Origin of the sequence: Halomonas sp. GFAJ-1, assembly GCF_000236625.2 — a bacterium.
GTDB lineage: Bacteria > Pseudomonadota > Gammaproteobacteria > Pseudomonadales > Halomonadaceae > Vreelandella.
Genome location: NZ_AHBC01000027.1, coordinates 39745 through 65861, shown reverse-complemented (window position 1 = coordinate 65861; position 26117 = coordinate 39745). Strand labels below are relative to the sequence as shown.

29 protein-coding genes are annotated in these 26117 nt (G+C 56.1%); 14 read left to right on the top strand and 15 right to left on the bottom strand.

Annotated elements, in window-relative coordinates; translation table 11 throughout:
- Positions 1-11: 11 nt before the first annotated feature.
- Complete coding sequence (locus tag MOY_RS07305; RefSeq protein ID WP_009098193.1) at positions 12-578, bottom strand: chorismate--pyruvate lyase family protein; 567 nt, start codon at positions 576-578, stop codon at positions 12-14.
- A gap of 87 nt (positions 579-665) precedes the next feature.
- Between MOY_RS07305 and MOY_RS07300 the strand changes: the two genes are divergently transcribed.
- The 4 genes from MOY_RS07300 (at position 666) to yccS (ending at position 4960) form a co-directional block, all read left to right on the top strand.
- Complete coding sequence (locus MOY_RS07300; protein WP_009098192.1) at positions 666-1862, top strand: NAD(P)/FAD-dependent oxidoreductase; 1197 nt, start codon at positions 666-668, stop codon at positions 1860-1862.
- Positions 1863-1979: 117 nt separating this feature from the next.
- Positions 1980-2252 (top strand): HU family DNA-binding protein, encoded by a 273-nt coding sequence (locus MOY_RS07295; protein WP_009098191.1) that lies wholly within the window; start codon positions 1980-1982, stop codon positions 2250-2252.
- Positions 2252-2608 carry a hypothetical protein gene (locus MOY_RS07290; RefSeq protein ID WP_009098190.1) on the top strand — a complete coding sequence of 119 codons (357 nt, stop codon included), beginning with the start codon at positions 2252-2254 and terminating at the stop codon, positions 2606-2608. The genes MOY_RS07295 and MOY_RS07290 overlap by 1 nt, the downstream gene beginning before the upstream one ends.
- A 150-nt stretch (positions 2609-2758) precedes the next feature.
- Positions 2759-4960, top strand: a complete 2202-nt coding sequence (gene yccS / locus MOY_RS07285) for a YccS family putative transporter (RefSeq protein ID WP_009098189.1) — start codon at positions 2759-2761, stop codon at positions 4958-4960.
- 11 nt (positions 4961-4971) lie between these two features.
- Here the strand turns inward: yccS and recG are convergent, their stop codons facing one another.
- Both recG and MOY_RS07275 read right to left on the bottom strand, forming a co-directional pair.
- Complete coding sequence (recG, locus tag MOY_RS07280) at positions 4972-7050, bottom strand: ATP-dependent DNA helicase RecG (protein ID WP_009098188.1); 2079 nt, start codon at positions 7048-7050, stop codon at positions 4972-4974.
- Positions 7047-7976, bottom strand: a complete 930-nt coding sequence (locus MOY_RS07275; protein ID WP_009098187.1) for a hydrogen peroxide-inducible genes activator — start codon at positions 7974-7976, stop codon at positions 7047-7049. Before MOY_RS07275 ends, recG begins: the two co-directional genes overlap by 4 nt.
- 170 nt (positions 7977-8146) lie before the next feature.
- Between MOY_RS07275 and MOY_RS07270 the strand changes: the two genes are divergently transcribed.
- On the top strand, positions 8147-9028 hold the full coding sequence (locus MOY_RS07270; protein ID WP_009098186.1) for an SDR family oxidoreductase: 882 nt from the start codon (positions 8147-8149) through the stop codon (positions 9026-9028).
- A gap of 87 nt (positions 9029-9115) precedes the next feature.
- Here MOY_RS07270 and MOY_RS07265 read toward each other — a convergent pair whose 3' ends face one another.
- The 4 genes from MOY_RS07265 to gmk all read right to left on the bottom strand — a co-directional run bounded on the left by MOY_RS07265 (position 9116) and on the right by gmk (position 12758).
- On the bottom strand, positions 9116-9505 hold the full coding sequence (locus MOY_RS07265) for a RidA family protein (RefSeq protein ID WP_009098185.1): 390 nt from the start codon (positions 9503-9505) through the stop codon (positions 9116-9118).
- A 92-nt stretch (positions 9506-9597) separates the two neighbouring features.
- On the bottom strand, positions 9598-11730 hold the full coding sequence (locus MOY_RS07260; RefSeq protein WP_009098183.1) for a RelA/SpoT family protein: 2133 nt from the start codon (positions 11728-11730) through the stop codon (positions 9598-9600).
- 49 nt (positions 11731-11779) lie between these two features.
- The gene (rpoZ, locus tag MOY_RS07255) at positions 11780-12034 is read right to left on the bottom strand and encodes a DNA-directed RNA polymerase subunit omega (protein WP_009098181.1); all 255 of its coding nucleotides are present in this window, start codon (positions 12032-12034) and stop codon (positions 11780-11782) included.
- Positions 12035-12125: 91 nt separating this feature from the next.
- Entirely contained in the window at positions 12126-12758 is a 633-nt protein-coding gene (gmk, locus tag MOY_RS07250; RefSeq protein ID WP_009098179.1) for a guanylate kinase, read from the bottom strand.
- Between the two features lie 214 nt (positions 12759-12972).
- Between gmk and MOY_RS07245 the strand changes: the two genes are divergently transcribed.
- A complete protein-coding gene (locus tag MOY_RS07245) occupies positions 12973-13668 on the top strand; it encodes an extensin-like domain-containing protein (RefSeq protein ID WP_009098177.1) in 696 nt (231 codons plus the stop codon).
- 12 nt (positions 13669-13680) lie between these two features.
- Here MOY_RS07245 and MOY_RS07240 read toward each other — a convergent pair whose 3' ends face one another.
- Positions 13681-13932: a hypothetical protein gene (locus MOY_RS07240; protein ID WP_009098174.1), complete on the bottom strand. Its 252-nt coding sequence runs from the start codon at positions 13930-13932 to the stop codon at positions 13681-13683.
- A 112-nt stretch (positions 13933-14044) separates the two neighbouring features.
- On the opposite strand from MOY_RS07240, the gene MOY_RS07235 reads away from it, so the two are divergent.
- A complete protein-coding gene (locus tag MOY_RS07235; RefSeq protein WP_009098172.1) occupies positions 14045-14671 on the top strand; it encodes a DNA-3-methyladenine glycosylase family protein in 627 nt (208 codons plus the stop codon).
- A gap of 11 nt (positions 14672-14682) precedes the next feature.
- Here MOY_RS07235 and MOY_RS07230 read toward each other — a convergent pair whose 3' ends face one another.
- From MOY_RS07230 to ppk2, 3 genes are all read right to left on the bottom strand, one after another.
- Positions 14683-15558 carry a pirin family protein gene (locus MOY_RS07230; RefSeq protein ID WP_009098170.1) on the bottom strand — a complete coding sequence of 292 codons (876 nt, stop codon included), beginning with the start codon at positions 15556-15558 and terminating at the stop codon, positions 14683-14685.
- A gap of 103 nt (positions 15559-15661) precedes the next feature.
- Positions 15662-16237: a histidine phosphatase family protein gene (locus MOY_RS07225; RefSeq protein WP_009098168.1), complete on the bottom strand. Its 576-nt coding sequence runs from the start codon at positions 16235-16237 to the stop codon at positions 15662-15664.
- A gap of 151 nt (positions 16238-16388) precedes the next feature.
- Positions 16389-17471: a polyphosphate kinase 2 gene (gene ppk2 / locus MOY_RS07220; RefSeq protein WP_009098166.1), complete on the bottom strand. Its 1083-nt coding sequence runs from the start codon at positions 17469-17471 to the stop codon at positions 16389-16391.
- Positions 17472-17668: 197 nt separating this feature from the next.
- Between ppk2 and MOY_RS17670 the strand changes: the two genes are divergently transcribed.
- The 3 genes from MOY_RS17670 (at position 17669) to MOY_RS07215 (ending at position 18354) form a co-directional block, all read left to right on the top strand.
- Entirely contained in the window at positions 17669-17806 is a 138-nt protein-coding gene (locus tag MOY_RS17670) for a DUF1016 N-terminal domain-containing protein (protein ID WP_009098164.1), read from the top strand.
- Positions 17799-17945, top strand: coding sequence for a DUF1016 N-terminal domain-containing protein (locus tag MOY_RS17665; protein ID WP_250645363.1), 147 nt, complete (start codon positions 17799-17801; stop codon positions 17943-17945). The genes MOY_RS17670 and MOY_RS17665 overlap by 8 nt, the downstream gene beginning before the upstream one ends.
- A gap of 103 nt (positions 17946-18048) precedes the next feature.
- Positions 18049-18354, top strand: a complete 306-nt coding sequence (locus MOY_RS07215; protein WP_009098163.1) for a helix-turn-helix transcriptional regulator — start codon at positions 18049-18051, stop codon at positions 18352-18354.
- Between the two features lie 127 nt (positions 18355-18481).
- On the opposite strand, the gene MOY_RS07210 is transcribed toward MOY_RS07215, so the two are convergent.
- Entirely contained in the window at positions 18482-19360 is an 879-nt protein-coding gene (locus MOY_RS07210; protein WP_009098161.1) for a YicC/YloC family endoribonuclease, read from the bottom strand.
- 122 nt (positions 19361-19482) lie between these two features.
- Here MOY_RS07210 and rph point away from each other — a divergent pair, with 122 nt between their 5' ends.
- Positions 19483-20232, top strand: a complete 750-nt coding sequence (rph, locus tag MOY_RS07205; RefSeq protein ID WP_009098159.1) for a ribonuclease PH — start codon at positions 19483-19485, stop codon at positions 20230-20232.
- A 99-nt stretch (positions 20233-20331) separates the two neighbouring features.
- Here the strand turns inward: rph and MOY_RS07200 are convergent, their stop codons facing one another.
- Positions 20332-21099, bottom strand: coding sequence for an exodeoxyribonuclease III (locus tag MOY_RS07200; RefSeq protein WP_009098157.1), 768 nt, complete (start codon positions 21097-21099; stop codon positions 20332-20334).
- A gap of 138 nt (positions 21100-21237) precedes the next feature.
- On the opposite strand from MOY_RS07200, the gene pyrE reads away from it, so the two are divergent.
- Positions 21238-21897, top strand: coding sequence for an orotate phosphoribosyltransferase (gene pyrE / locus MOY_RS07195; protein WP_009098154.1), 660 nt, complete (start codon positions 21238-21240; stop codon positions 21895-21897).
- Between the two features lie 57 nt (positions 21898-21954).
- Positions 21955-22509: a YfaZ family outer membrane protein gene (locus MOY_RS07190; protein ID WP_009098151.1), complete on the top strand. Its 555-nt coding sequence runs from the start codon at positions 21955-21957 to the stop codon at positions 22507-22509.
- Here the strand turns inward: MOY_RS07190 and MOY_RS07185 are convergent.
- The gene (locus MOY_RS07185; protein WP_009098149.1) at positions 22506-22973 is read right to left on the bottom strand and encodes a tRNA (cytidine(34)-2'-O)-methyltransferase; all 468 of its coding nucleotides are present in this window, start codon (positions 22971-22973) and stop codon (positions 22506-22508) included. The two genes, MOY_RS07190 and MOY_RS07185, sit on opposite strands and share 4 nt — an antisense overlap.
- Positions 22974-23067: 94 nt before the next feature.
- Between MOY_RS07185 and rep the strand changes: the two genes are divergently transcribed.
- Positions 23068-25137 (top strand): DNA helicase Rep, encoded by a 2070-nt coding sequence (rep, locus tag MOY_RS07180; protein WP_009098147.1) that lies wholly within the window; start codon positions 23068-23070, stop codon positions 25135-25137.
- A gap of 103 nt (positions 25138-25240) precedes the next feature.
- Here rep and MOY_RS07175 read toward each other — a convergent pair whose 3' ends face one another.
- Positions 25241-26071, bottom strand: a complete 831-nt coding sequence (locus MOY_RS07175) for a c-type cytochrome (RefSeq protein WP_009098145.1) — start codon at positions 26069-26071, stop codon at positions 25241-25243.
- Between the last annotated feature and the right edge of the window lie 46 nt (positions 26072-26117).

The following is a 26117-nucleotide window of genomic DNA, read 5'->3' as shown; positions in this document are numbered from 1 at the left end:
GCAGTGTTAGCCTAGCGCGAAGGCAGGCCAAGATCATCCGCCATGGTGGATAAAAAGTACTCTTGAACCAGCAGCGAAAGCCCGCTGTGCTGAAAAACTGAGCGCCGCCCCCATACGCCAGCCACATTTGGCGCGCAAAGCCGGTGGGCAAAACAGGGCCAATGCTTGGTGGCGTAAAGGGGGCCACGCACTAAATCAGGCTGGCGAAACAGCCAGCTGCCCAAAGAGCGTTCGCCGAGCCCCTCTAACCCTTTCCCCTGCAGCTGGGTCAGCGGCGCTACCGAGCGGGCCACCACCCAAGGCGTATCGTCCACACAGAGCGCTACTTCCCGCAGCCACGCATAGCGGCGCGGCTCAATACCCAAGGCCAGCGCCTCATCCCGCTGAGGCAAGCCAATTGTCTGGCGTAATAAGCGCACCCGAAACGGTTTATCGGCTGCCGCCGCGGTTAGCCGCGCCGTTAACGAATCGGTAGAAGCCACCCATTGCCGCCAGGGTGCGCTCATCGCAGGGCGCAGCGCATTAACGGGTAGCCAATGCATAAAAGGCTGGGCTTGCCGGAAAATTGGGGCCGTCACCGGGTTCTCCAAGGCAGTCAAAAAAGTGAGCGGTAGTGTAACATGGTGCTCTGACAGGCTTTTGTTCCACCGACTTTTGGTGACTGCATGCCCCCACCGATTGAACAACGCGCCGACGCCCCCCACGCAGCGCTGGTGATTATTGGCACCGGCATGGCAGGTATTGGGCTTGCCCGCGCCCTGCGCCGCCAAGGCGATACCCGTACCATCGCTCTGTTGAGTGCTGACAGCGGCGACGAATACAGTAAACCGCTGCTTTCCACCGGCTTTGCCAAACGCATTGGCCCCGAAAAGCTGGCCCAGCGCAGCGCAGCCGACGTAGCAGAAGAGCTTAACGCAACGCTAGTTACCCACACCCAGGTTGTCCAACTGGATGTGGATAACCAAAAGGTGCGGTTGAGTGACGCCCGAGAGTTTTACTATGACGACTTAGTTTTAGCGACGGGCGCGGCCCCACGCGCGCCCTTCAGCGTGCCCGAGCGCCTTAGCAGCCGCTGCTTCAACGTGAACGACTTAGATGATTACCGCCGTTTTCATACCGCACTAACACAAGGCCCCACGCGGGTCGCGGTGATTGGTGCCGGGCTGGTGGGCTGCGAGTTTGCTAACGACCTGATTGCTGGCGGCCACCACGTCAGCCTATTGGCCCCCGAAAACACGCCGCTAGCGCGCCTACTGCCCGAACCGCTAGGCCGCGCGCTAGCCACAGCCTTTGAAGAGGCGGGCATAACACTCCACCTGGGCCACGCCATTACGGCAATAACCGACGCCGTTAATGACCACGCTATAGACATCCAGCTTGATAACGGCGAGTCGTTTCAAGCCGATAAGGTGTTAATGGCCACGGGACTTACCCCACGCACCGCGCTAGCAAACGCCTCTGGGCTCGCGGTGGCCTCTAGCGGTATACAAGTGGACCGCTACTTGCGCACGTCTGAGCCTAACATTTACGCCTTAGGCGACGTGGCCTGTGTTGAAGGTGTTAACGCCATGTACGTACAGCCGCTTCAGGCCAGCATTAAAGCATTGGCGGCTACCCTAAGCGGCACGCCCACTCGCGTCGCCTTTGGCGCATGGCCGGTCATCGTAAAAACAACGCTACTCCCCGTGGTGGCCTACCCGCCGTTAACCACGCCCGAAAAGTGGCGAATTGAAGGAGAAGGGGGAGAAATGGCAGCGTTGGCAGAAGATAAAGACGGTCGTTTGATTGGTTTTGCGTTGACAGGCGGCTGCGTGAGAAGGAAAGTGGAGCTTTCCAGAGCAGCCCCTGCGCTGCTAGGCTGATTTTCGCCGCATTCACGACTAGTCTAAGAAGCTGGACCAGCCGGGTAATGCTTAAACAACACTGTTTCTTACACATCACAAGCGTACGCTTGATTCTGTTACAAGGGAGTTTCCTCTATGCGCAAACCTGAACTCGCCGCTGCTATTGCTGAAGGTGCCGACCTTTCCAAAGACAAAGCGGGCCAAGTCCTCAACGTCATCCTGGATGAGATCACGAACAGCGTCGCCAAGGGCGAAGACGTCGCCCTGATTGGTTTTGGTACTTTTACCGTTCGCGAACGTGCCGCACGTACCGGCAAGAATCCGCAAACTGGCGCCCCGTTACAAATTCCCGCCAGCAAAAACGTTGCCTTTAAGCCAGGCAAAGCGCTCAAGGACGCCGTTTCCTAATGAAGCTAACGCTTACGCTGTGGCTGCTGAGTTTTATGCTCAAGCGTGCCCTACGCCGCAAGCCGCGCTTTAAAGAGCAGCTAGAACGCATGCGCGGACTGGACTGGGGGATTGCCACCGAAGACTTAAGCATTGCCCGCTACTACCGGATGACGCCCCAAGGGGTAACCACCGGCAAAGGCTTGCCCGTTGACCTTGATCTTGAGCTACGTTTTCGCGACCAAGATGCCGCGCTACGCATCCTCAAGAAGCCGACCCAGCAGGCATTTCTAGACGGCATGGTAAACGGCGAGGTGCGCCTCGTCGGCGACTCCGCCGATATGAACAAGCTGCAAAAGCTGTTGAAGTATTTGTAACGCTAGTGGCTCTATTGCTTGCCGCCTATTGCCCCGCAGCCCATCGCACTGCGGGGCTTTTCGTTGATAGGCCACAACAGCGTCTCCCTAGCCATGCGGCAACGCAGCATATAAACTAAAGTCTAACAACCTCTGCCTACAAGAGCCCCTATGCCGCTTTCACTGCCCCTACGGCGCCTTTGGACACTGGATAAGTTCGCCTATAGCCTGCGGGTGTTTATCGCCTTCAGCGGGGCGCTGCTGTTTAGCGGGGTAGCGGGAGACGTGGCACTGGTGATCCCGCTGTTTTTAGGCATTATCGCAAGCGCGCTTTCAGAAACCGATGACAGCTGGCAGGGGCGCCTACAAGCGTTGGCCGTCACCCTGTTATGCTTTGCCTCGGCGTCGTTTGTGGTGCAGTGGCTATTCCCGTGGCCGTGGCTGTTTGCCCTTGGGTTGGCACTCTCTACCTTCACGTTGATTATGCTGGGCGCCATCGGCCAGCGTTACGCCACTATTGCCTCGGGCACGCTGATTCTATCGATTTACTCGATGATCAATATTGAACAGCACGGCGGCGTGGATGAAGACGTCGCCGCTCGCCAACTGCTGCTATTAGCCGGGGCAGCGTGGTACGGGGTTATTTCTGTTGTGTGGTGCGCGCTGTTCTCCCGCCAGCCGGTCAAGCAGAGCATGGCCAGGGTATATAAAACTCTGGGCGAGTTTTTAATTCTCAAATCTGCGCTGTTTGAACCCGTGCGCGGCGTGGATATAGAGGCCCGCCGGGTGGCGCTGGCGCGGCAAAATGGCCTTGTGGTCGATGCCCTTAACCAAGCGAAAGAGATGATTTTCCGCCGCCTAGAAGGCCAGCGCGGGAGTCGCAAGCTTAACCGCTACCTGCGGATATACTTTATCGCCCAGGATATCCACGAACGAGCAAGTTCGACCCACTACCCCTACGGCGCGCTCACCGAAGCGTTTTTCCACCACGACGTGCTGTTCCGCTGCCAGCGGCTACTCGACCAGCAGGGTCGTGCCTGCCGTCAGTTGGCCAAATCACTGCTGCTTAATCGCCCCTTTGACCACCAGCTAAGTGAGCAGGCGCTCGCGGACCTGCGCGCCTCTATCGATAATCTGAGCGAGCGCGGCAAGCCGGAATGGCGGCCGTTGATGCACCCCCTCAACGCCTTGGCCGATAATCTTGCAACGTTAGAGGCGCAGATTGCCAGTGCCCACAACCCCGATAGCGATGACCCGCGCCGGGACAGCGCGCTCTTTGACCGTTCGCCATCCAGCTTACTGGAAGCCTGGCGCCGGGTACGGCTAAACGTTACGCTGGGGTCACCCACCTTTCGTCATGCGATACGCTTAACCACCGCGCTGGTGGTTGGTTACGGGCTGCTGCAGTGGCTAGACCCGGAGCAGGGCTTCTGGATTTTGCTGACCACGCTACTTGTCTGCCGACCTAACTTCGCCACCACGCGGCGCTTTCTTTCCCAGCGCATCGTCGGCACGGTACTCGGGTTAGTCGCGGGATGGGTGTCGATTAGCCTATTTCCTCAACCCTTGGTACAGAGCATGATTGCGGTGGCCGCGGGCGTCTCATTTTTCGCTAACCGTGAAAAGCACTACGTCATTGCTACGGCATCCATCACCCTGCTGATACTGTGCAGCTTTAATCAGGTGGGTGACGGCTTTGATTTAATCTGGCCGCGCCTGTTTGATACGTTAATTGGTTCGTTAATCGCGGGACTCGCGGTGTTTTTTATTCTGCCCGACTGGCAGGGCCGCAGGCTCTACCGGGAAGCCGCCAACGTGCTGACTAATCACCGCCGCTATTTAGACGAAATTGTTCATCAGTATGAAGAGGGCAAACAGGACGATTTAGCCTACCGGCTAGCGCGCCGTAATGCCCACAATGCCGATGCGGCCCTCTCAACGCTGCTGACCAATATGCTCCACGAGCCGGGCCACTACCGAAAGCAGGATGCCGATAACGGGCTGCGTTTTTTGGTGCTGTCCAATACGCTGTTAAGCCATCTCTCAGCACTGGGAGCCCATCGTCATCGGCTAGCAGAAGACGAAGACGATGCCGCGCTAGTTCCCCTTGCTAAGCGCATCAGCGCCCTGTTAGAAAAGCTGGCGGAGCAGTTGCATAAACGCTTGCCCATCGCACCCCTGGATGAGCACGCCCGCGAGCTACTCGTACAAATAGAAGAGCAGCCCACCCCCGATGAAGAGAGCGCCGTGACGCTCTACCGGCCTATTCAGAGCCAGCTACGCCTGATCACCCAACAACTCGCTCCTCTAGGCGATGCCGCCAGCCGTTTAGCCCGCACGCAAGAGGTGGAACCAACGCCCACCGCAGCCTGACAACACGCTTGCTACACCTGCCCGTAGCGGCCAGCGGCTTCACCTAACCAGCGGCGTACCAGCACGGCGGTGATCTCGGCGTTGCCCTGTAGCGTTTGGGCAAGGGCAGTCACACGCTCTAATAGGTCAGCGTCGCGCTCAAGGTCGGCAATTTTCATTTGGGCAAGGCCGGTTTGGCGGGTGCCCAGCACTTCCCCTGGCCCGCGGATCTCTAAGTCCTTCTCAGCGATGCGGAAGCCATCGGTGGTTTCGCGCATCACGCCCAAGCGCTCACGGGAGCTTTTCGAGAGCGGCGGGTGATAAAGCAGCACGCAGAAGCTTTCAGTGCTGCCACGCCCTACCCGGCCACGTAACTGGTGAAGCTGTGAAAGCCCTAGGCGTTCGGGGTTTTCGATAATCATCAGGCTGGCATTAGGCACATCCACCCCCACCTCAATCACCGTGGTGGCCACCAATAAATCTAACTCACCGGTTTTGAAAGCCTCCATCACCGCGACTTTCTCGCTGGCCTTCATGCGCCCATGGATCAAGCCAATCGACAGCTCCGGCAACGCTTGGGTCAGCTCCTCACGGGTAACTTCAGCAGCCTGGCACTGCAGCACTTCTGACTCTTCTATCAGCGTGCATACCCAGTAGGCTTGGCGGCCATCGCTACAGGCGTTGCGAATGCGCTCCACCACTTCGGGGCGGCGCTCATCCGACACCACCACGGTTTTTACCGGCGTGCGCCCCGGCGGTAGCTCGTCAATCACCGAGACATCGAGATCCGCATAGGCGCTCATGGCCAGGGTGCGGGGGATGGGGGTGGCGGTCATGATGAGCTGGTGGGGCGTCAATCCACCGGCTTCACCTTTTTCCCGCAGCGCTAGGCGCTGGTGAACCCCAAAGCGGTGCTGCTCGTCAATAATCGCCAGCCCCAGGCACTGAAAATGCACATCGGCCTGGAACAGCGCATGGGTGCCTACCACCATGCGCGCCCGGCCATCGGCAATGGCCGCTTTGGCATCTAGCCGCGCTTTGCCTTTAAGTTTGCCCGCCAGCCACGCCACCTCAATGCCTAGCGGTTCAAACCACGCCTTGAAGGCACGGTAGTGCTGCTCGGCGAGGATCTCCGTGGGTGCCATCATCGCCGCCTGACAGTTGCCCGCCAGCGCCGAGAGCGCAGCCATTGCCGCTACCACCGTTTTCCCTGAACCCACATCCCCTTGCACCAGCCGCAGCATTGGGGCTGGGCGAGCAAGGTCCAGGGCGATCTCTTCCAGTACGCGCTGCTGGGCACCGGTCAGCGCAAATGGCAGCTGAGCTAAGAAGCGGGTTTGCAGACCACGCCCCGAAGGCAGCGCCGGCGCGCCGTCAGCCTGAATGCGTAAGCGTACTTCCCGCAGGCTAAGCTGGTGGGCCAGTAGCTCTTCCAACGCGAGCCTGCGGGTGGCAGGGTGGTGCCCATATGTGAGCGACTCTAAATCCACATCCGGCGGCGGCTGATGCAGCAGTTGTAGGCTAGCGTGCAGCCCCGGCAGGTTAAACCGCTGAAGCAGGGCGTCGGGTATCACCTCCGGCAGCGCCGCTGGCGTTTGCGCTAACATACCTAGCGCCTGCTGGGTAAGTGCCCGCAGGCGGGTTTGGTGAAGCCCTTCGGTAGTGGGATAAATCGGCGTGTAGTACTCCTCAACCGGCGTTTCGCTGCCGCCGCTTAGCCGGTACTCCGGGTGATAAATCTCCAGGCCTGTGGCCCCGGCGCGTGCTTCGCCAAAGGCGCGCACCGTTACCCCAGGGCGCAGCTGTTGCTGCTGAGCGGGGGAGAAGTGGAAAAACCGCAGGCTTAAAATACCGCTACCATCGCGCAGGCGAACCAGCAGGCTGCGTCTGCGCCCCTTCACCACGTCACTGGCGGTCACTTCTCCTTCAACCACGGCTTCCTGACCCGCCCGCAGCAGCCCGATGGGCGTTAGCCGCGTGCGGTCCTGATAGCGCAGCGGTAGGTGAAAAAGCAGATCGCTAATGCGCTCAATCCCCAGGCGCGCCAGTTTAATTGCTAGCGCCTCGCCTACCCCTTTGAGCGCGGTGACCGGTGACGTGAGTTCACTCATGAGGAGACTTTAACCATCTTAACAGGCTGCTTGCACTGGCTAATCGCCTGGGCCAAGGCTTCAATTGCTTTAGGCCGAGGGAAGCTGGCCCGCCAGGCAATGGCGACCGTGCGCGAGGGCGCAGGATCGGCAAAGGGCCTACTCACCAGCATGGCGTTTTCGTACTGGTCAGTGCCTAGCGCCGACTGCGGCAACACTGTAATGCCCAGCTTTGAAGCCACCATATGGCGAATAGTTTCCAGTGAACCGCCTTCAGCAATGAGTGTGTTATTGGGGCTGTTGAGTTTCTGGGAGATTGCCGGGCAGGCCTCTAAAATCTGATCGCGGAAGCAGTGGCCTTCGCCCAGCAGTAATAGCCGCTCTTCCAGCAGATCCTCTTTATTAATCATCTTACGCTCCACCCAGCGATGATTGGCAGGCAGCAGCACTTCAAAGTGCTCGTCGTAAATCGGCTTGGTAACCACGTCAGTTTCGGTAAACGGCAGCGCCACAATAATCACATCAAGCTCACCGCTACGCAGCTTGGCGCGTAGCGAGCCGGTCATACCCTCTTCGATATATAGCGATATTTGCGGTGCAGCATTAGCCAGCGCAGGAATTAAATGGGGAAATAAATAGGGGCCAATCGTGTAAATAGCGCCAATACGCAGTGGGTTCGCTAGCTGATCTTTCCCCGCGCTGGCCATTTCATAAATCAGGCTGCTCTGCTCTAGCACCCGCTGCGCCTGGGCAACAATTTTCTCACCTAGCGGGGTAACCTGCACGGTAGATTTAGAGCGCTCGAAGAGCGGGATATCCAGCTCATCTTCGAGTTTCTTCACTGCGACCGATAGCGTAGGCTGGGAAACATGGCAGCGCTCTGCCGCCCGCCCAAAGTGGCGCTCTTGGGCAAGGGTTACGATATAGCGAAGTTCTGTTAAAGTCATAACGGTGCCAGTTGGCATCCTCTCGTTGCTGCTTAGGATTAATAGTAGCTTGTGACTACTAATCGTGACGGTTAACGGGATGGCAAGGACAAGCAAGTCCTATTGAAGATGTCACATCTCATAGAGACTTTGTATCTGATAGGGAATATTTATCAAGAGGAGTGAGCCAGGTGAAGCTAACTGTATTGATTGTCGGCTGTGGCGATATCGGAATTACCTTAGGTCGCGAGCTACTCAGCGAGGGGCATCGTGTCATCGGTATACGCCGCCAAGCTGATGCTTTACAGGGTAGCGGCATTGAGCCGCTAGCGCTGGATCTCAATGACCTTGAAGGCGCCGATGCCTCGGCGCTGCCTCAAGCCGACTACGTTGTTTACACCGTGAGTGCCGACCGCTTTGAAGAGAGCGCCTATCAAAGTGCTTACCCCGATGGCCTTAAGCGCGTATTAGGTGTGCTGGAGCAGCACAAAAAGCCGCCAAAGCGCATTTTCTTCGTCTCATCGACCAGCGTCTATGGCCAGCAGGAGGGCGAGGTTGTAAACGAGGCAAGCCCCACCGAATCGACCAGTTTCTCAGGCAAACTGATGTGCGAAGCGGAGCAGGCGCTGCTCAACCATTCGCTACCCGGCACCGTCGTGCGCTTTTCCGGCATTTACGGCCCAGGCCGTGACCGGCTAATTCATCAGGTGGCAGAAGGCCGCATTGCCGCCGTAACGCCAGTCATCTACTCCAACCGCATTCACCGGGACGACTGCACCGGCATTTTGGCACATTTAATTCGCTGCCAAGAAAAGGGCCAGCCCCTTTCCGACCTTTACCTCGGCAGCGACTGTGAACCGGTTACCATGCACAACGTAATGGCGTGGTTAGCCACACAGCTAAAAGTGGAGTCCACTGAGACCATGCAATCACCGCTGCGTCGCCGGGCCAGTAAGCGCTGCGATAATAGCCGAATCCGTGAAACCGGTTATAACTTCCGCTACCCAAGCTACAAAGAGGGCTACGCCCAAGTGCTTAAAGAGGGCGGCTTCTTAACGCCGCAAACAATCTAGCCGCTGGCTAGCTATTTTGCGTAAAACACTAAAAGAGCGGCCCTTGAAGGGGCCGCTCTTTTTATGGTGTTCGCGTTTAACCGGTGTTTAGTCGCCAATCACCATCACGGCTTCGGCTTCAACTTGGCTACCCTTGGGCAGCGCCTTCACACCTACCGCTGCGCGGGCGGGGAACGGCTGGGAGAAAAACTCTTCCATAACCTTGTTAACAATGGCGAAGTTGTCTAAATCCACCAAATAGAGGTTGAGCTTCACGATATCGCCAAGCGATCCTGCGGCTTCTTCACATACCGCTTGCAGGTTAGTGAATACCTGGCGTGCCTGGGCTTCGAAATCCTCAGAGACGATTTCCATTGTCTCTGGGTTGAGTGGGATCTGCCCCGACATATACACCGTATTACCTGCTTTAATCGCCTGTGAATAGGGGCCAATGGCAGCGGGTGCTTTCTCAGTGTTTATAACGGCTTTATTGCTCATAGGTGCTCGTGCTCCTTAATGGTGTGAACATGATTATTTTACCCATCACCAGCGCTGCCAGCATTTAGCCGGCGGCTCACTGATACGGGCTATTAATTCGCCATTCGGGTAATTTTGCCGACGTTGGGCAAGTTGCGGATACGCTTGATAATACGGGCGAGATGGACACGCCCTTTCACCGATAGGGTTAAATTAATGGTGGAGAGGCGTGCGTCACGCTCCTCAATGCCGATGCGCTCAATATTAGCGTCAGCATCGGTCACTAGCCCGGCCAGTTCAGCCACCAGCCCGCGACGGCTTTCAATTTCTATGCGCAGCGCAACGGGGAAGTCATCTTCGATCGTTTCCGACCACTCAAGGGTAAACAGTTTCTCGGGGTCGCTTTTCAGATCAGTGAGATTTTTACACTCGCTGCGGTGCACCACTAAACCTTTGCCTACCGAGAGATGGCCCACCACCGGGTCACCGGGCAGCGGGTGGCAGCAGCGGGCAAAATTAATCACCATCCCTTCACTGCCGCTAATCACGACGGCTTTATCGTTTCCCTCGGTAAGCGTTTGGTCACAGCGGTCGCTGTGGGCGACATCCACTAACCGCCGCGCCACCACGTGGGCCATCCGGTTACCCAGCCCCAGCGACTCCAGCAGCGAATCCAACGAGGGAACATCTAACTCGCTAAACGCCTGGCTAAACACGTTTTCATCCAGCTCTTCCAGGCTGGTTTCAAAGGGCGTCAGCGCCTTATTCAACAGCCGGCGGCCCAGCATAATGGCCTCAGCCTGCTGCTGATGCTTAAGCGCGTGACGAATGGCCGAGCGGGCTTTCGCCGTGGTTACAAAATTCAGCCACGCCAGGTTGGGCTTAGCCCCAGGGGCGGTGATGATTTCCAGGGTTTGGCCGCTTTCAAGCCGGGTGGACAGTGGCGCTAGATGACGGTCGATACGACAGGCAATACAGTTATTGCCAATATCGGTGTGCACGCTGTACGCAAAGTCGATCACCGTGGCGCCCTGGGACAGCTCCATGATGTCGCCTTTGGGGGTAAATACGTAGATATCGTCGGGGAACAAGTCATTTTTAACGTGTTCAATAAATTCTAACGAGTCCCCTGCGTGGCGCTGCATCTCTAGCAGCCCTTTTACCCAGGCGCGGGCGCGGGCATGACTACCTTCGGCAATCGGGTGATCGGTTTGCCCTGCTTTATAAAGCCAGTGGGCGGCAATACCGTTATTGGCCATGGCTTCCATTTCACGGGTGCGGATCTGCACCTCAATCGGCATGCCTCGCTGGCCAAATAGCGTGGTGTGCAGGCTTTGGTAGCCGTTTGCTTTGGGTATTGCGATGTAATCTTTAAATCGCCCCGGCACCGGCTTATATAGGTTATGCACCACCCCTAAAATTCGATAGCAGCTGGCCACGTCCTCGGTAATGATGCGAAAACCGAACACATCCATGATTTCTGCGAAGGGTTTGCGCTGGTCGCGCATTTTCTTATAAATCGACAGCAAATGCTTCTGGCGACCAACCACCGTTCCCGGCAGCGCTTCGTCATCTAGACTCTGCTGCAGCGACGACTGAATTTCCCGCATGGCGCTGCGGCGATTACCGCGGGCGCTGGCCACGGCACGCTTAATACGCTCGGCGCGCATGGGGTGAATGGCCTGAAAGGAGAGGTCTTCTAGCTCAATACGGATGGTATTGATGCCCAGACGCCCGGCAATACGCGCATAAATTTCCAGCGTTTCCCGGGCAATACGGCGCTTTTTATCGGGGCGTAGCGCGCCCAGGGTGCGCATATTGTGCAGCCGGTCGGCGAGTTTAACGATAATGACGCGAATATCTCGCGACATCGCCAACACCATCTTCTGGAAGTTTTCCGCCTGGGCGACGGCTTTGTCTTCGAAGGTGATCTGGGTCAGCTTGGATACACCGTCCACCAGCTCAGCAACCGGTTTACCAAACTGCGCCACCAAGGCTTTTTTCGAGACGCCGGTGTCTTCAATGACATCATGCAGCATAGCGGCCATCAAGCTTTGATGGTCCATGTGCATGTTGGCAAGAATATTAGCCACCGCTAGCGGGTGGGTAACGTAAGGCTCGCCAGAGCGGCGACGCTGGCCATCGTGGGCCTGCTCAGCGTAGTAGAAGGCGCGCTTGACCTGCTGGATCTCATCCGGTGGTAAATAGCCGCCGAGTCGGTCGGCCAGGTCATCAATGGTGAACATTTACCGCGCCCCTAATCGGTTCGTAGCCCTAGTCGTTCGGTTCTTAACCTTAGTCGTCGATATGAGGCGTCATTGCAGGACGCGCACGCACCGGGGCTTCAACCGGCTCATCCAGTACCGTATGGTCAACCAGACCCGCGGCTATTTCACGCAGCGCCATCACCGTGGGCTTATCATTTTCCCAGGGCAGCTGCGAATCCCGAGAACCACGGGCCAACTGACGCGCGCGCTGGGTGGAAATCATCACCAGCTTGAAGCGGTTTTCAACATTTTCCAGACAATCTTCAACGGTTACGCGAGCCATGGGGGCCTTCCTGTAATAACGACGCCGGGCCGGCGTTGTTGGACAACGTCGCCGACCAGCGAAAAAAAGAGTGGTAATAGAACCTGATAGATTACTCGACGCTAGGCGCCTGTGACAAGAGCGCGTCGAGCAGTGGCGCATGACGCTCTTGCATGGCGGCCCGTGTTAAGCGGCGGCTAATCACCAGCGACTGCAGTTCTTGCAGCGCAGTAGTGAAGTCATCGTTAATGACCAAGTAGTCATACTCATCAAAGTGCGACATTTCGCTAACCGCATCGCGCATGCGCCGGGCGATCACCGCATGCTCATCGGTGCCACGGCTGGCAAGACGGCGCTCTAACTCACTGCGCGATGGCGGCAGGATAAAAATCGACACCGCCGAGGAAAACTGTTGGCGTACCTGCTGGGCGCCCTGCCAGTCAATCTCTAAAATAACGTCCTGCCCCGCATCTAGCAGCGTTTGTACTGCTTGGCGCGAGGTGCCGTAGTAATTATCAAAGACCTTGGCATACTCAAAAAAGTCACCACCCGCGATCTTTGCTTCAAAATCGGCCACAGGAATAAAGTGGTAATTGACGCCGTCCACTTCCCCTTCGCGCTTATTGCGCGTGGTGTGCGACACCGACACTTGAATACCATCAAGGCTTTCGATTAGCTCGCGAACCAAGCTGGTTTTGCCAGCACCCGATGGGGCAGACACGATAAAAAGCGTACCCTGGGACATGAAGCGCTTCCCTAGTTAGCAAAAAGCGAGTGAAAAGTTGCTCAAGCTGTTGGCAAAACAGGCGATAAAAATAGCCGCGCCAACGGTTTGTCATTATTGGCAGCGCTGCTACTGTCTGCACTTGCCCTACACAAACATGCATAAAGTAACGTGCAGTATCGCACACCCATGGCGTGGGCTGTAGGGTTTCGCGCAGAGCGATAAGGAGATCAGCATGCGTAGTACGATAATGATTTTATGCTTCATTGCCCTCGGGGTAGCCTTACAGAAGGGAGTCATCGAAGTTCCCCGCCATTGGGCACCTTGGGCGCCGCTTTATGTCGATGACCCCATCACGCCCATCACTCAGCTTAAGCTCAAACGCTTAAACGATAACCGTCAAGCCTGCTTAGCCGCACTGGATACAGTGCCCGAGAGTGAACTTCGCTATACCCCTCTGGCCGACTACGCCCCCACCGACAGCTGCCCACTCAGCAACGTGGTACGCATGCAGTCCAGCAGCGTGCGTTTCAACCAAAGCTTTGTGGCTACCTGCCCGCTGGCCCTGGCTTGGGTGATGTATGAACGCCACGCCCTTCAGCCCGCCGCAGAAGAGATTATGGGTAGCCGAGTGGCCCAGGTGAATCATGTGGGCAGTTTCGCCTGCCGCAATGTGTATGGTCGCGAGTCAGGCAGGCGCAGCGAACATGCCACCGCTGAAGCGTTGGACGTAACGGGGTTTCAGTTTGAGAGTGGCCAGCGCGTAACACTACTTAATCACTGGGAAGATGATGGTGACGTTGGTGAGTTTTTGCGGGCAGCCCGGGATGGCGCCTGCGATACCTTTGGTAATGTGCTGGGGCCAGACTACAACGCCGCACATGCCGACCATTTTCATTTAGGCATGCGCGGCTTCCGGCTTTGCCGATAAGGGGCCTGCTCGTTAATCCAGGCTGATATCGTCTTCATCCGTGGCAGCACCGGTCGCGGCACCTACGCCACCACCAATCACCGCGCCCTGGCCAACGCTTCCACCGGTGGCGGCAGCAGCACCTGCGCCAACAGCGGCACCCACTCCAGCACCGCTGGCAGCACGTTCGCCAGTGGTTGAACCGCAGCCAGCTAGCACCAGCATTAACGCGGCAATGGCACTCAGGGTTAGTACGCGTGAAGTCTTCATTACTTGAGTATGCATAGCGTCACCTCCTTATGAGTTGCACCCTTATACCCTAGAAACGATTAGCCCTTTTTGCCACCTTTTATAAGCAACGCTATTAGCCCTAAACTCTTATTTAAAGAGGCCGAGAATGACAGCTAAGGACACAGCCGTTAGCAAAATTGAAAAAGCCATGGCGGCGCTCGCTGAGGCCGATGCCGATATTGCCCGTGCCTATCCCCTAGTGGGTGCGCCCTTGCCCCGCGAACGCGACCCTGGGTTTGCCACCTTCTTCTCAACCATCGTCAGCCAACAGATCTCCACCGAGGCGGCCCGCGCCATTATGGGCCGGGTCAATACATTACTGCCGGAGTTACACGCCAAGGCTGTGCTGGAAGTGGAGGGCCAAGCGCTGCGCGAGGCGGGGCTCTCATGGCGTAAGATTGAGTACGCTAAGGGGCTTGCTGAAGCGGAGTTGGCAGGCACCTTTAGCGCTGATGGGCTTGAACAGCTAAATGATAACGAAGCCATTGCCGCCATTACCGCGCTACGCGGCTTTGGCCGTTGGAGTGCAGAGATCTACCTGATGTTCTCACTGCAACGCCCCGATATTTTCCCCGCCGACGACCTCGCCCTGCGAGTTGCGCTGGGCCGCTTGAAGGGCATGGATAACAAACCCACGCCCAAGCAAGCCCGCCAGTTGGTAGAGCACTGGGCTCCCTGGCGTAGTGTAGGCTCGCTGTTTCTGTGGCATTACTATCGCGGCGAACCCCTGTAGGAGAGTGGTCTTCAGAGCGTTAGCCCGCCAAATTTGCCGTTCTGATAGTCCTCAACCGCCTGGACGATTTCTTCGCGGGTATTCATCACGAAAGGGCCATGGGAATAAACCGGCTCATCAATCACCTCGCCGTGTCCAAACAGCAGCCGCGCGTTACTGCTGGCGCCGATGTCCAGGCTATCACCGTCGCGATTCACTTCAATCAAATGGTGGGACTTAACGGGCTCGCCGCCTACCGTCACATCGCCATCTACCACATAGAGAAATACCTGCCGACCTGACGCAACGGGCAGTTGCTCGTGGCTACCGGCAGTCAGCCTTAGTGTCGACATAAACACGCCCGTCAGCGTGTCGATAGGGCCCGCGCTTCCCTGCCACTCACCGGCAATCAGGTTTAGCTCCCCGCCGCCCGGCAGCGCGATAGCGGGTATGGATGCTTGCTGCAGCCCCACATAGCGCGGCTCACTCATTTTCAGGTGCGACGGCAGGTTGACCCACAGCTGTAAAATCTCCAGCGAGCCGCCGTCGCGTAAAAACTCCGGCGGCGAAATTTCCGCATGCACAATACCGCTGCCCGCGGTCATCCACTGCACGCCGCCCGCGTGAATCACGCTTTGATGCTGGGCGCTGTCGGCGTGGGCAAGCGAGCCTTCTAAAATAAACGTCACCGTCTCAAAGCCCCGGTGCGGGTGTGGGCCAAACGGCAGACCGCGATTATTGGCCGGGTACGTCTGCGGGCCGTGGTGATTCAAAAACAGAAACGGATCAAGCTGATCCAGCCCTGGCCCCGGCAGTGGCCGCCGGGTGACTAAATCGCCGATATCATCGCGCTCGGCCGGATGCTGGGCGATCACGCGACGTGCTGTTGGGGTAGTGTCTGGTGGCATAATTTACTCCTTATCAACACTGCCCAGCGTAAAACCTACCGCAGCGGATAAGGAGCGAATAATTTGCCGCGCTTCATTGAAGTAAATTGTTATAAACCCAGCCTCACTCCCCGTTACTACTTAGCGACCCCACTACGTTCAGCACCTGCCCCTCTGGGCGTACAACGGCCATATCACCCGAGCGCACTACGCCCCCAATAAGTGCCGTAATATTGACCTGATGCGTTACCAACATCAGATTGCCCGGCCCTTGCCACGCCATAATATTGTCGCGCAGGGCCTGGGTTAGCGCTTCCCGCTCGCCCGGATTGCGAAAGAAAGAGTCTAACCACGGCGTTGGCTCAACGTCTCCCAACGCTAGCTGCTCGGCGGTCTCTAACGCCCGGCACCAGCGCGACGAATATACCGCGTCAATGGGCACTTCCCGCTCACGAAACGCCTGGCCTACCCTCACTGCCTGAGCACGCCCCTCCGCCGATAAATTACGCTGGGTATCGCACTCTTCAAGCTTGAACGCTGGTGGGTCGCCGATTCCTGGCGCCAGCGCATGGCGCATTAAGATCACCAAGCCACCTTCTTGGAGGGCTTGCCAGGTGGCGGTGTTGGCGTGGGTGGTGAGGGGGAGCATGCTCAGCATACCGAGCAGGAGAGCGAAAGAGAGGTAGCGCAAAGTCAGCATGGCAGGGCATCCTCAATCAAGGTAGAAGCACCATTGCCTAGCGTGTTGCTAGTACCAGCGGCAAAGCTAGTTGGGTGCTAAGTTAACAGTAGCACTAGATGCTAGCCTTGCACTGCCTACCTATGGGCCGAGAATACCTCTCCACGGGGCTTTAGCCGTTAGAAAACTCAGCACGACCTACCACCAAGGGATCAGTTGCCCCAATGTTATTAATATCTTTACCTTCATAATCGAAGGCATTTAATACGTAGCGCATGGCATTTAAGCGCGCACGTTTTTTGCAGTTCGACTTGATGACCACCCAAGGGCACTCAGAGTGATCCGTATGGAAGAACATGGTCTCTTTAGCAGCCGTGTACTCATCCCATTTTTCCAGCGATGCCAAATCAATCGGGCTCAATTTCCAACGTTTGAGTGGATGTAGTTCACGCTCTTTAAAACGACGCTGCTGCTCTTCACGACTGACCGAAAACCAGAACTTGATGATATGCACTCCGCTGCCCACCAAGTTGCGCTCAAGTTCAGGCGCTTGACGTAAAAAGTCCTGGTGCTGCTGGTCGGTGCAAAATCCCATGACCCGCTCAACGCCCGCCCGGTTGTACCAGGAGCGGTCAAACAGAACGAGTTCACCGTGCGTCGGCAAGTGTTTAATATAGCGCTGGAAATACCACTGCCCCTGCTCTGTTTCTGTCGGCTTTTCAAGCGCTACGACCCGGGAGCCACGCGGGTTTAGATGCTCCATAAAGCGCTTAATGGTGCCGCCCTTTCCTGCAGCATCGCGACCTTCAAAAATAATGACGACACGCTGACGCGTTTTTTTAATCCACGCTTGAAGCTTTAGCAGTTCCACCTGAAGGTAGTATTTCTGCTTTTCGTACGTTTTACGAGACAGCCGGTGCTTGTAGGGATACGGCGCGGAGCGCCAATCGTCGACTAACGCTTCATCCTTTGAAACCGTGCGACCTTTTTCGAACTGTTTCCAATGCAGCAGCGCTTTTTTCAGCTCAGCCACGTCATCCAATGACGCACCTTCGATAATATCAGCAACCGCTTTTAGCGTTTCTTCATGAGGCTCAGGAAGCGGGCCTTTTAACCCCAATATATCGGCAATGGCAACTGCCTGCGCCTCTTGGGCACCATGAGTCTTCTTCACAACGCTAAATTCATCAACCCATGAGGGTTGCCCTTTGGATAGCGTGTCTGCCGTTTTGTTATCGCAGCTTGTTTTGTCCATTGTACTTCTCTCTTATCAACGTTCACGACAGCGGGGCTAAACATCATATAAAATGCTAATGCGCCCTACCGTGATACGCATCAAAAACGCCAAACAGAACAGCTGTGTAAACCTACTTTTTTTGCACCTGAGCGAGGCCACCTGCTGGCGACGGCAAAAACCAGATAACGCAAGCACGCGGGCAGGTACGCCAAGCCGTGAATACGGCCATGGTGCAGAGCTACTGGGAAGTAGGTCGCTTAGTTGTCGAGCACGAACAGCAAGGCTGTCGTCGTGCCAAGTATGGTAAGAAGCCGCTACAGCAGCTCTCACAACAGCTAAACGAAGTTGTGTAAAAGCTTTGATGTCCGCAACCTACGCAATATCCGCCAGTTTTATCAAAGCTTTCCGAAACGGAACGCAGTGCGTACCGAATTGAGCTGGGTGCACTATCGAACTCTACTACGGGTGGAGAATGCCCAAGCCCACCACTAGTAGTTGCTAGAAGCTATCCATCAAAGCTGAAGCGCCAAACTCTAGGACTATGTTCCCGTAATTCAATTAAAAATAGGAATATAGCCCTATTACTGGTGATTGTATGGCTAAGCGAAATTTACACAGCGTGCTGTTTCCAAAGCAACGCAAAATTCTCACTCATTTTGGTGAGGATTTGTTGCTAGCGACGAAGCAACGTGGGTTAACCAAAAAGATGCTCTGCGAGCGCACGGGCTTTGATCATAAAACCGTGAACAAGGTGTTTGCTGGTGATCCTGGTGTGGCAATTGGCACCTATTTAAAAATTATGGCCGTGCTGGGCATGGAAAGTAACTTCTCTGAAGTGGCCGCACATGACGAGTTAGGCATCAAACTGCAAAATATCAAGCTTCTGGAAGGCTCAAAATGAGCCGTGAATTGGTAGAGGTGTATGCGGATTGGCATCCCATTGAGCAACCACTGTTAATTGGTCAGTTGGCTTATAGTGACTCAAGCCGTGGCGGCGTCCTTATCAATGCAGCAAAACCAATACTTTATCACTCAATATTCTGAATCTGCTCCCGCATCTGCTCAATCAGCACCTTCAACTCCACCGCACAACGCGTTGTCTCTGCCACCACGGATTTCGACGAGAGCGTATTCGCTTCACGGTTAAGCTCCTGCATTAGAAAATCCAGGCGGCGGCCTTTGGGGCCTTTCTGGGCGAGCTGGTGGCGCACTTCTTCGATATGCGCAGTTAGGCGGTCTAACTCTTCGTCCACATCAGCTTTTTGCGCTACTAGTACCAGCTCGGCTTCCAGGCGCTGGGGGTCGAGTTCGGTCTTGGCGATTTCTAAACGCTCTAGAAGCTGAGCGCGTTGGCGCTCTAGTATCTGCGGCAGCAGGCTGCGTACGGTGGCTACTTGCTCGCTGACAGCGTCTAGGCGGGTGGTGATCATCTCAGTGAGCTTTTCGCCTTCCCGGGCGCGGGCGTCAATTAGCCCGTCCAGCGCTTGGTCAAATAGCCCTTTGGCGGCGGCTTTGATGGCGTCTTGGTCTAAGTGCTGGGTTTCCATCACGCCGGGCTGGTTGAGTATCGCCAGCGTATTAGGCGGTATAGCACTGGGTACTTGCTCTTGAATAGCTTCTAAAGCGTTGGCGATCTCTTTGAGCCGTTGGGCGTTTACGGCGGGGGCTAGATTGGCTTCGGCAGCCTCAAAGCGCAGGCTGCACTCTACTTTGCCTCGTGCTAGTCGGGTGCGTAGGGCGTCCCGCAGCAGCGGCTCTAAATCACGCAGCGCATCAGGCAGGCGAAAATGCGGCTCTAAATAGCGCTGGTTTACCGAGCGGATTTCTACCTGCAGCGTGCCAAAAGCGGCTGCCTGCTCGGTGCGGGAAAAGGCGGTCATGCTGTGTACGCGGCTGGAAGTGGCCATAGTGCATCCTGATAGTGGGCAACGGTTATTCACCAGTCTACCCGATAGGCCAATCAGCGTGCGCCTAGACGTGTACAATGGTCGGCTTTTCCCTGAAACGCGTTTATTGAGAGGTGCTATCTGTGAGCAGTGCTAAGCGTCCTGATGTTGTTCGCCCCAGCGGTCGCGAAGCTGGCCAGCTCCGTGAAATTCGTTTAACCCGCGACTTCACCCGCCATGCAGAAGGCTCCGTGCTGGTGGAATTTGGCGATACCAAGGTGCTGTGTAATGCGAGCGTGGAAGCAGGCGTACCGCGCTGGCTGCGCGGTAAAAATCAGGGTTGGATCACTGCTGAGTATGGCATGCTGCCCCGCGCCACTCACTCGCGCAGTGTCCGTGAAGCTACTCGTGGTAAACAGGGTGGCCGGACCTTGGAAATTCAGCGGTTAATTGGCCGCAGCCTGCGCGCCGCAGTGAATTTGAAGAAGCTGGGTGAGTTCACCATTACCGTAGACTGCGACGTTATCCAAGCCGATGGGGGTACGCGTACCGCCGCGATTACCGGCGGCTGCGTGGCCCTAGTAGATGCTATTCGCTATCTACAGCGCGAGAAGAAGATCAAAGGCGACCCCTTTAAACAGCTAGTCAGCGCGATTTCGGTGGGTATTTATAAAGGTGTGCCGGTATTGGATCTGGACTACCCGGAAGACAGCAAAGCCGACACCGACCTGAACGTGGTGATGACCGAAAGCGGCGAGCTAATCGAGGTGCAGGGCACTGCGGAAGCGGGTGCGTTTAATCGCGCTGAGCTAAACGCGATGCTTGATCTAGCCGAGAAAGCAGGCGATGAGCTGCGCGAAAAGCAGCGTGAGGCGCTAGGGATTCGTGGTTAATCACGCAAAGTATTAACGCGCGCATACGCAAACAGGCCAGCTTATAAGCTGGCCTGTTGCTTGTTACCATGGCGGAGCGACGCGGGAAGTAGCTAACGCTTAGAGCGCTAAATCATACTCAACGATTAGCGGTGCGAACTCAGAGAAGGTCGCATCGTAATCAATCCACGCGTCTACCACATGGCGACGGAAGTTGGGGCCGACCAGTTGGTAGTCAATCCGCCAGCCTTCTTGGCGCTCACGGGGCACGTCTTGATTGAGCTTGGGCCACCAAGTGTATTCACCCGCATCGCGATTAATTTCGCGGAAGGTGTCAATAAAGCCCGTTGGGCCAAGCACTTGATCCATCCAGGCGCGCTCTTCCGGACGGAAACCAGAGGTCAGCTGGTTGTCCGACCAGTTAGCCAAATCGACCGTTTTGTGGGCAATATGCCAAGTACCACAGATGATGTATTCACGACGTTTGCGTGACATCTTCGTCAGATACTCTTGGTACTGTTCCATAAACGCTTGTTTGGCTTTTTGATCACTCCCATCAGGCATCAGGAAGGTAGCAATACTGAAGCGGTCATAATCCGCCTGCAGAAAACGCCCTTCGTGGTCGCACTGAGGAAACCCCAAGCCGTACATAATGGCCTTGGGGATTTTGCGGCAATAGAGTGCCACACCAGAGAAACCATCTTCTTCGGCATCCAGGAAGTAGCCTTCGTAGCCTTCCGGATAGAGAATATGATCACCCAGTTCAAAACTTTTTGCCTTGATGTTCTGCACGCAGACCACGTCGGCGTCCTGCTGAGCCAGCCAGTCCAGGAAGCCACGGTCGACGGCATCACGTATACCATTGACATTGATGCTGGCAATTTTCATAAATCGTCCCTTTTGCGTCGCTGCTGTATGATACCCGACGTTTAGACGTTTGGGTAAATAGACAAACAAAATCTTGCTATTTAACCCCGTTTTATTATTGCGTTTGACTTACATTCCTATCGACAAGAGAAGACCGCTGTGGCTACCACTCTACAACCCTACCAACGCGATTTCATTGCCTTCGCTATTGAACAGGGCGTGCTCAAGTTTGGCGAGTTCACGCTTAAGTCGGGGCGAGTAAGCCCTTACTTCTTTAATGCGGGCCTGTTTCAGACCGGCCGCGCCTTGGCCAAGCTGGGCCGATTCTACGCCCAAGCGATTGTCGATAGCGGCCTAAAAGCCGACGTGCTGTTTGGCCCGGCGTATAAGGGCATACCGCTGGCAGCGGTTACGGCAGCCGCTCTGGCCGACCACCACGACCGTGATATGCCCTACGCGTTTAACCGCAAAGAGGCCAAAACCCACGGTGAAGGCGGTAATATTGTCGGCGCGCCGCTTGCTGGCGATATTTTGATCATTGATGATGTGATTACCGCCGGTACCGCGATCCGCGAGGTAATGGGCCTGATTAAACAGAGCGGTGCCCGTGCAGGCGGCGTGATCGTTGCGCTAGATCGCCAAGAGCGCGGCCAGGGCGAGCAGAGCGCCATTCAGGAAGTTCAGGCCCAGTTTGCTATCCCGGTCGTCAGCATCGTCAATCTAGAGCAAGTGCTGACGTACCTGGAAGAGCATGCCGGGGGCGAAATGCTAGCTTACGCCGAGGCTGTGCGGGCCTACCGCGACCGTTATGGCATTTAACATATCGTTATCTACCCCACATTTTTTAGAAGCAACTGTATAGATTAGGAGCAATCGATGCCACGTTGGACACCTCTGCTAGTCGGAGTAACTGCACTGTGGGCGGCAAGTACTGCGCAAGCAGGAAGTTTTGATCTTAACCTTGGCAATAACGCCATCGAGCTTAACCTTGCCGCGCCCATTGCCGAGGGTATCGCCATTGGTGCGGGTGTACTGCATAGTGAATACCGCGAAGATGCCACCATGCTGCATGGTCAAATCATGGGCGTCGAGCGTAATCGCCGCATGGACATCGGTGTAGGGGCGCGCTGGACGCAGTTTAATACGGATTACGGCAATGGTGGCGGGTTAGGCTTAGGCGGCTACGGCTATGTCTATTTACCCAATGCTCCTGCGGTTTCGGTTGGGGGTTACGGCTTTTTTACGCCCAGTGTGGCCACCAGCGGCAAGCTTGATGACAGTTTTCTAGCTGGCGCTCGTATGCGCTACGATTTTACGCCTACCGTTGATGGTTATGTGGGGTATCGTCGTATGACCGCTGATTTTGACGACCAACGTAGCTCGCGCACGCTTGATAATAGCGTGCACGTCGGGGTTAATTTACGTTTTTAGTCGCCTGCGCCAGCAAATTCATGCTGGCGCCACGCTTCATAGCTAACGATAGCCACCGCGTTAGAAAGGTTCAGGCTACGGTTATTGGGCTGCATGGGAATGCGCAGCTTCTGTGCGGCGGGCAACGCTGCGTGCACCTCCGCAGAGAGCCCGGCGGTTTCCGAGCCAAACAGCAGCACATCGCCAGGGGCAAAGGCGGCGTTACTGTGGACTTGAGTCCCTTTAGTGGTAATCGCCCAAATAGTGCGCCCCTGCATCGCGGTTTGAAACGCCGTAAAATTCGCGTGGCGTGTCACGTTGGCTAAGTCGCGGTAGTCTAAGCCCGCGCGACGCAGCTTTTTCTCTTCGAGATCAAAGCCTAGCGGTTCAATTAGGTGTAAACGACAGCCGTTGTTGGCCACCAGGCGCATAATGTTGCCCGTATTGGGGGCCATTCGCGGTTCAAATAGCGCTACTTCAAACATCACCACCTGCCTATTATTGCTCATTGTGCATTCGCCAGCGCCGCTGATTGTAATGGAATTTGCCCAGAAACACTTGTAGAGGTCACCCTTCGCCATGACGCCCCAACCGCCAATGAGCATCCTTAGCCGTATTAAAGGGCTCAACCCGCGCCAGCAGGAAGCGGTGCGCTATATCGATGGCCCCTGTCTTGTACTGGCGGGCGCAGGTTCCGGTAAAACCAGCGTGATCACCACCAAAATTGCCTATTTGGTGCAAGAGTGTGGCATGAGCGCGCGTAAAATTGCCGCCGTGACCTTTACCAACAAAGCCGCTCGGGAAATGAAAGAGCGCGTTGGGCAAATGCTGAAGGGTAAAGAGGGCCACGGGCTAACGGTGTCGACATTTCACAACCTGGGCCTGACGATTATTCGCGGCGAGCTAAAAACCCTGGGTTACAAACCGGGCTTTTCGCTGTTCGACCCGGAAGATGCCAAAGCGCTGCTGCGCGATTTGATGAACAAAGACGCCCAGGTAGACGCCGAGCAGATCAACGCAGTGCAGAGCAAAATTTCCACCTGGAAGAATGATTTAGTGCTGCCCAGCGATGCGCTCTCATTTGCTGCGGATGATGACGAGCACTTTGCCGCCAGGGTCTATGAAGCCTATGTGCGCCACCTAAAAGCCTATAACGCGGTAGATTTCGATGACCTCATTCTATTGCCAGTGGTACTGCTAAGCCGCGACCCGGAAGCGCTTGAGCGCTGGCGGCGTAAAATTCAGTACATGCTGGTAGATGAGTACCAGGACACTAACGTTTCCCAGTACCTGCTGGTGAAACTGTTGATGGCCGAACGGGCCACGTTTACCGTGGTCGGCGACGACGATCAGTCGATTTATGCTTGGCGGGGTGCGCGGCCTGAAAACCTGGTTACCCTTGGAGAAGACTTCCCACGCCTGAAGGTCATTAAGCTGGAGCAGAACTACCGCTCCACCGGCACTATTTTGCGCGCGGCTAACACGCTAATTGCCAACAACCCCCATGTGTACGATAAAACCTTGTGGTCGGATATGGGCGATGGCGCGCCCATTCGCGTGATCGTCAATCGCCATGAAGACGCAGAATCCGAGCGGGTCGCCAGCGAGATGCTCACTCGGCGCATCAAAGAGAAAGCCGAATGGCGTGATTTTGCGGTGCTCTATCGGGGTAACTTCCAGGCGCGCTTATTAGAGCTCAAGCTCCAGCACTATCAAATCCCTTACAAGCTCTCCGGCGGGACGTCGTTTTTCTCCCGCAACGAGATCAAAGACACCATGGCCTACCTGCGGCTGCTGATTAACCCCGCCGACGACAACGCCTTTTTACGCATTGTGAACGTACCGCGGCGAGAAGTAGGCCCCGGCACCGTGGAAAAACTCGCTAACTACGCCACCGAACGCTCTATTTCGCTGTTTGCCGCCTGTCATGAGATGGGGCTAGAGCAAACGCTGCCCACCCGGGCCGTGGAGCGGCTAGCGCGCTTTACCCATTTTATCGACAGTGTCCGCAAGCGCATGGATCAAGACGATGCCATCGCCGCCATTCGTGACATGCTGCGGGATATGGATTACGAAGCGTGGCTCTATCAAAACGCCAGCGCGCCCACGGTGGCTGAACGGCGTATGGCCAACGTGTGGATTTTAATTGATCAGTTGGAGAAGTCGCTTAACCGAGAACCAGAAGATGCCAATGATTCCACGGCTACCGAAACAGACGGCGTGGAAGCAGCAATTTCCCGTTTAGTACTGCGGGATATTCTGGAACAGCAGGCTGAAGAGGATGACTCCGACCGGGTACAGCTACTCACCATGCACGCCTCAAAAGGGCTGGAGTTCCCCCATGTCTATTTAATGGGTTTAGAAGAAGACTTGCTGCCCCACCGCAACGCCATAGAGATGGGCACCGTGGAAGAGGAACGGCGACTAGCTTATGTTGGCATTACCCGGGCGCGGCGCACACTGACATTGACGCTTGCACGCCAGCGCAAAGCCTACGGAGAGCTGATGGACTGCCAGCCCAGCCGCTTTTTAGACGAGCTGCCCAGTGATGATTTGGAGTGGGAGGGTCGCGCGGATAAAGAGGACCCGGAGAAAAAGCAGGCGCGGGGCAAGGATGCTATTGCCGGGCTACGCTCGCTGTTGGGCTAAGTGACCCGTAGCGCTATCAGTAAAAGTGATAGGCAAAAAAATATCCACAGGCGAGTTTAAAACCCGCCTGTGGATAWCGCACTCTACCGCTGGCTGCTATGAATTACTCAGCTTCAGCAACCATGTAATCGACAATGGCCATGACTTCTTCATCTTCAAGACGCATGTTGCCACCTTTGGGCGGCATAGCGCCGATACCCCCAATAGAGTTGGCATACAACGTATCGATGCCTTTATCGAGACGCTCTGCCCACGCATCTGCATCACCTAGCACGGGGGCACCCGCTACGCCGTTGTTATGGCATGCTGCACAACCAGAGGTGCCGTAAAGCGCTTCACCGTCTAAGCCGTTACCAGCACTGGCGACGTCTTCTTCGCTAGCGGCGGTGGCCTCATCAGCAGCTTCTTCGGCAGCAGCTACGTCTTCACTAGCGCCTTCCTCAGCCGTGGTTTCTTCAGCCGCTGCATCATCGGCTGCATCACCACCGCCTAGCTCGGGCACATCCATCACTGGCTCAAGTAGATAGGCCGTTGAGGCTTCCATCTCTTCATCAGAAAGGTTGGGGTTACCGCCACGGGCAGGCATTGCGCCAATACCGTTGATGGAGTGTTCCAGCAGCGTGGCAAAGCCTTGCTCGATGCGCTCAGACCAAGCCGCTTCGTCACCACGAACCGGTGCACCGGCGGCGCCTGTTTCGTGACACGCCATACAGACACGGTCATAGATGCTGGCGCCATCAATACTGTCGCCGCCATTGCTAGCGGCCGCTGGGGCTGCTGCCGTACCACACTCTTGGCCCTGTAAACAGAGCTGGCCTACGGGTGCTAGGCGCTGGGCCATTGCGTCACGTGCGGCATCGTCGGCATAAGCACCGGATGTGCCTGCCATGACGCCAAGGGCTGCCAGCCCGCTCATGATCAGCTTAGATTTCACTCTCACCACCTCTTGAGTATTGTCATAAAACGTTTGTGCTTAACCC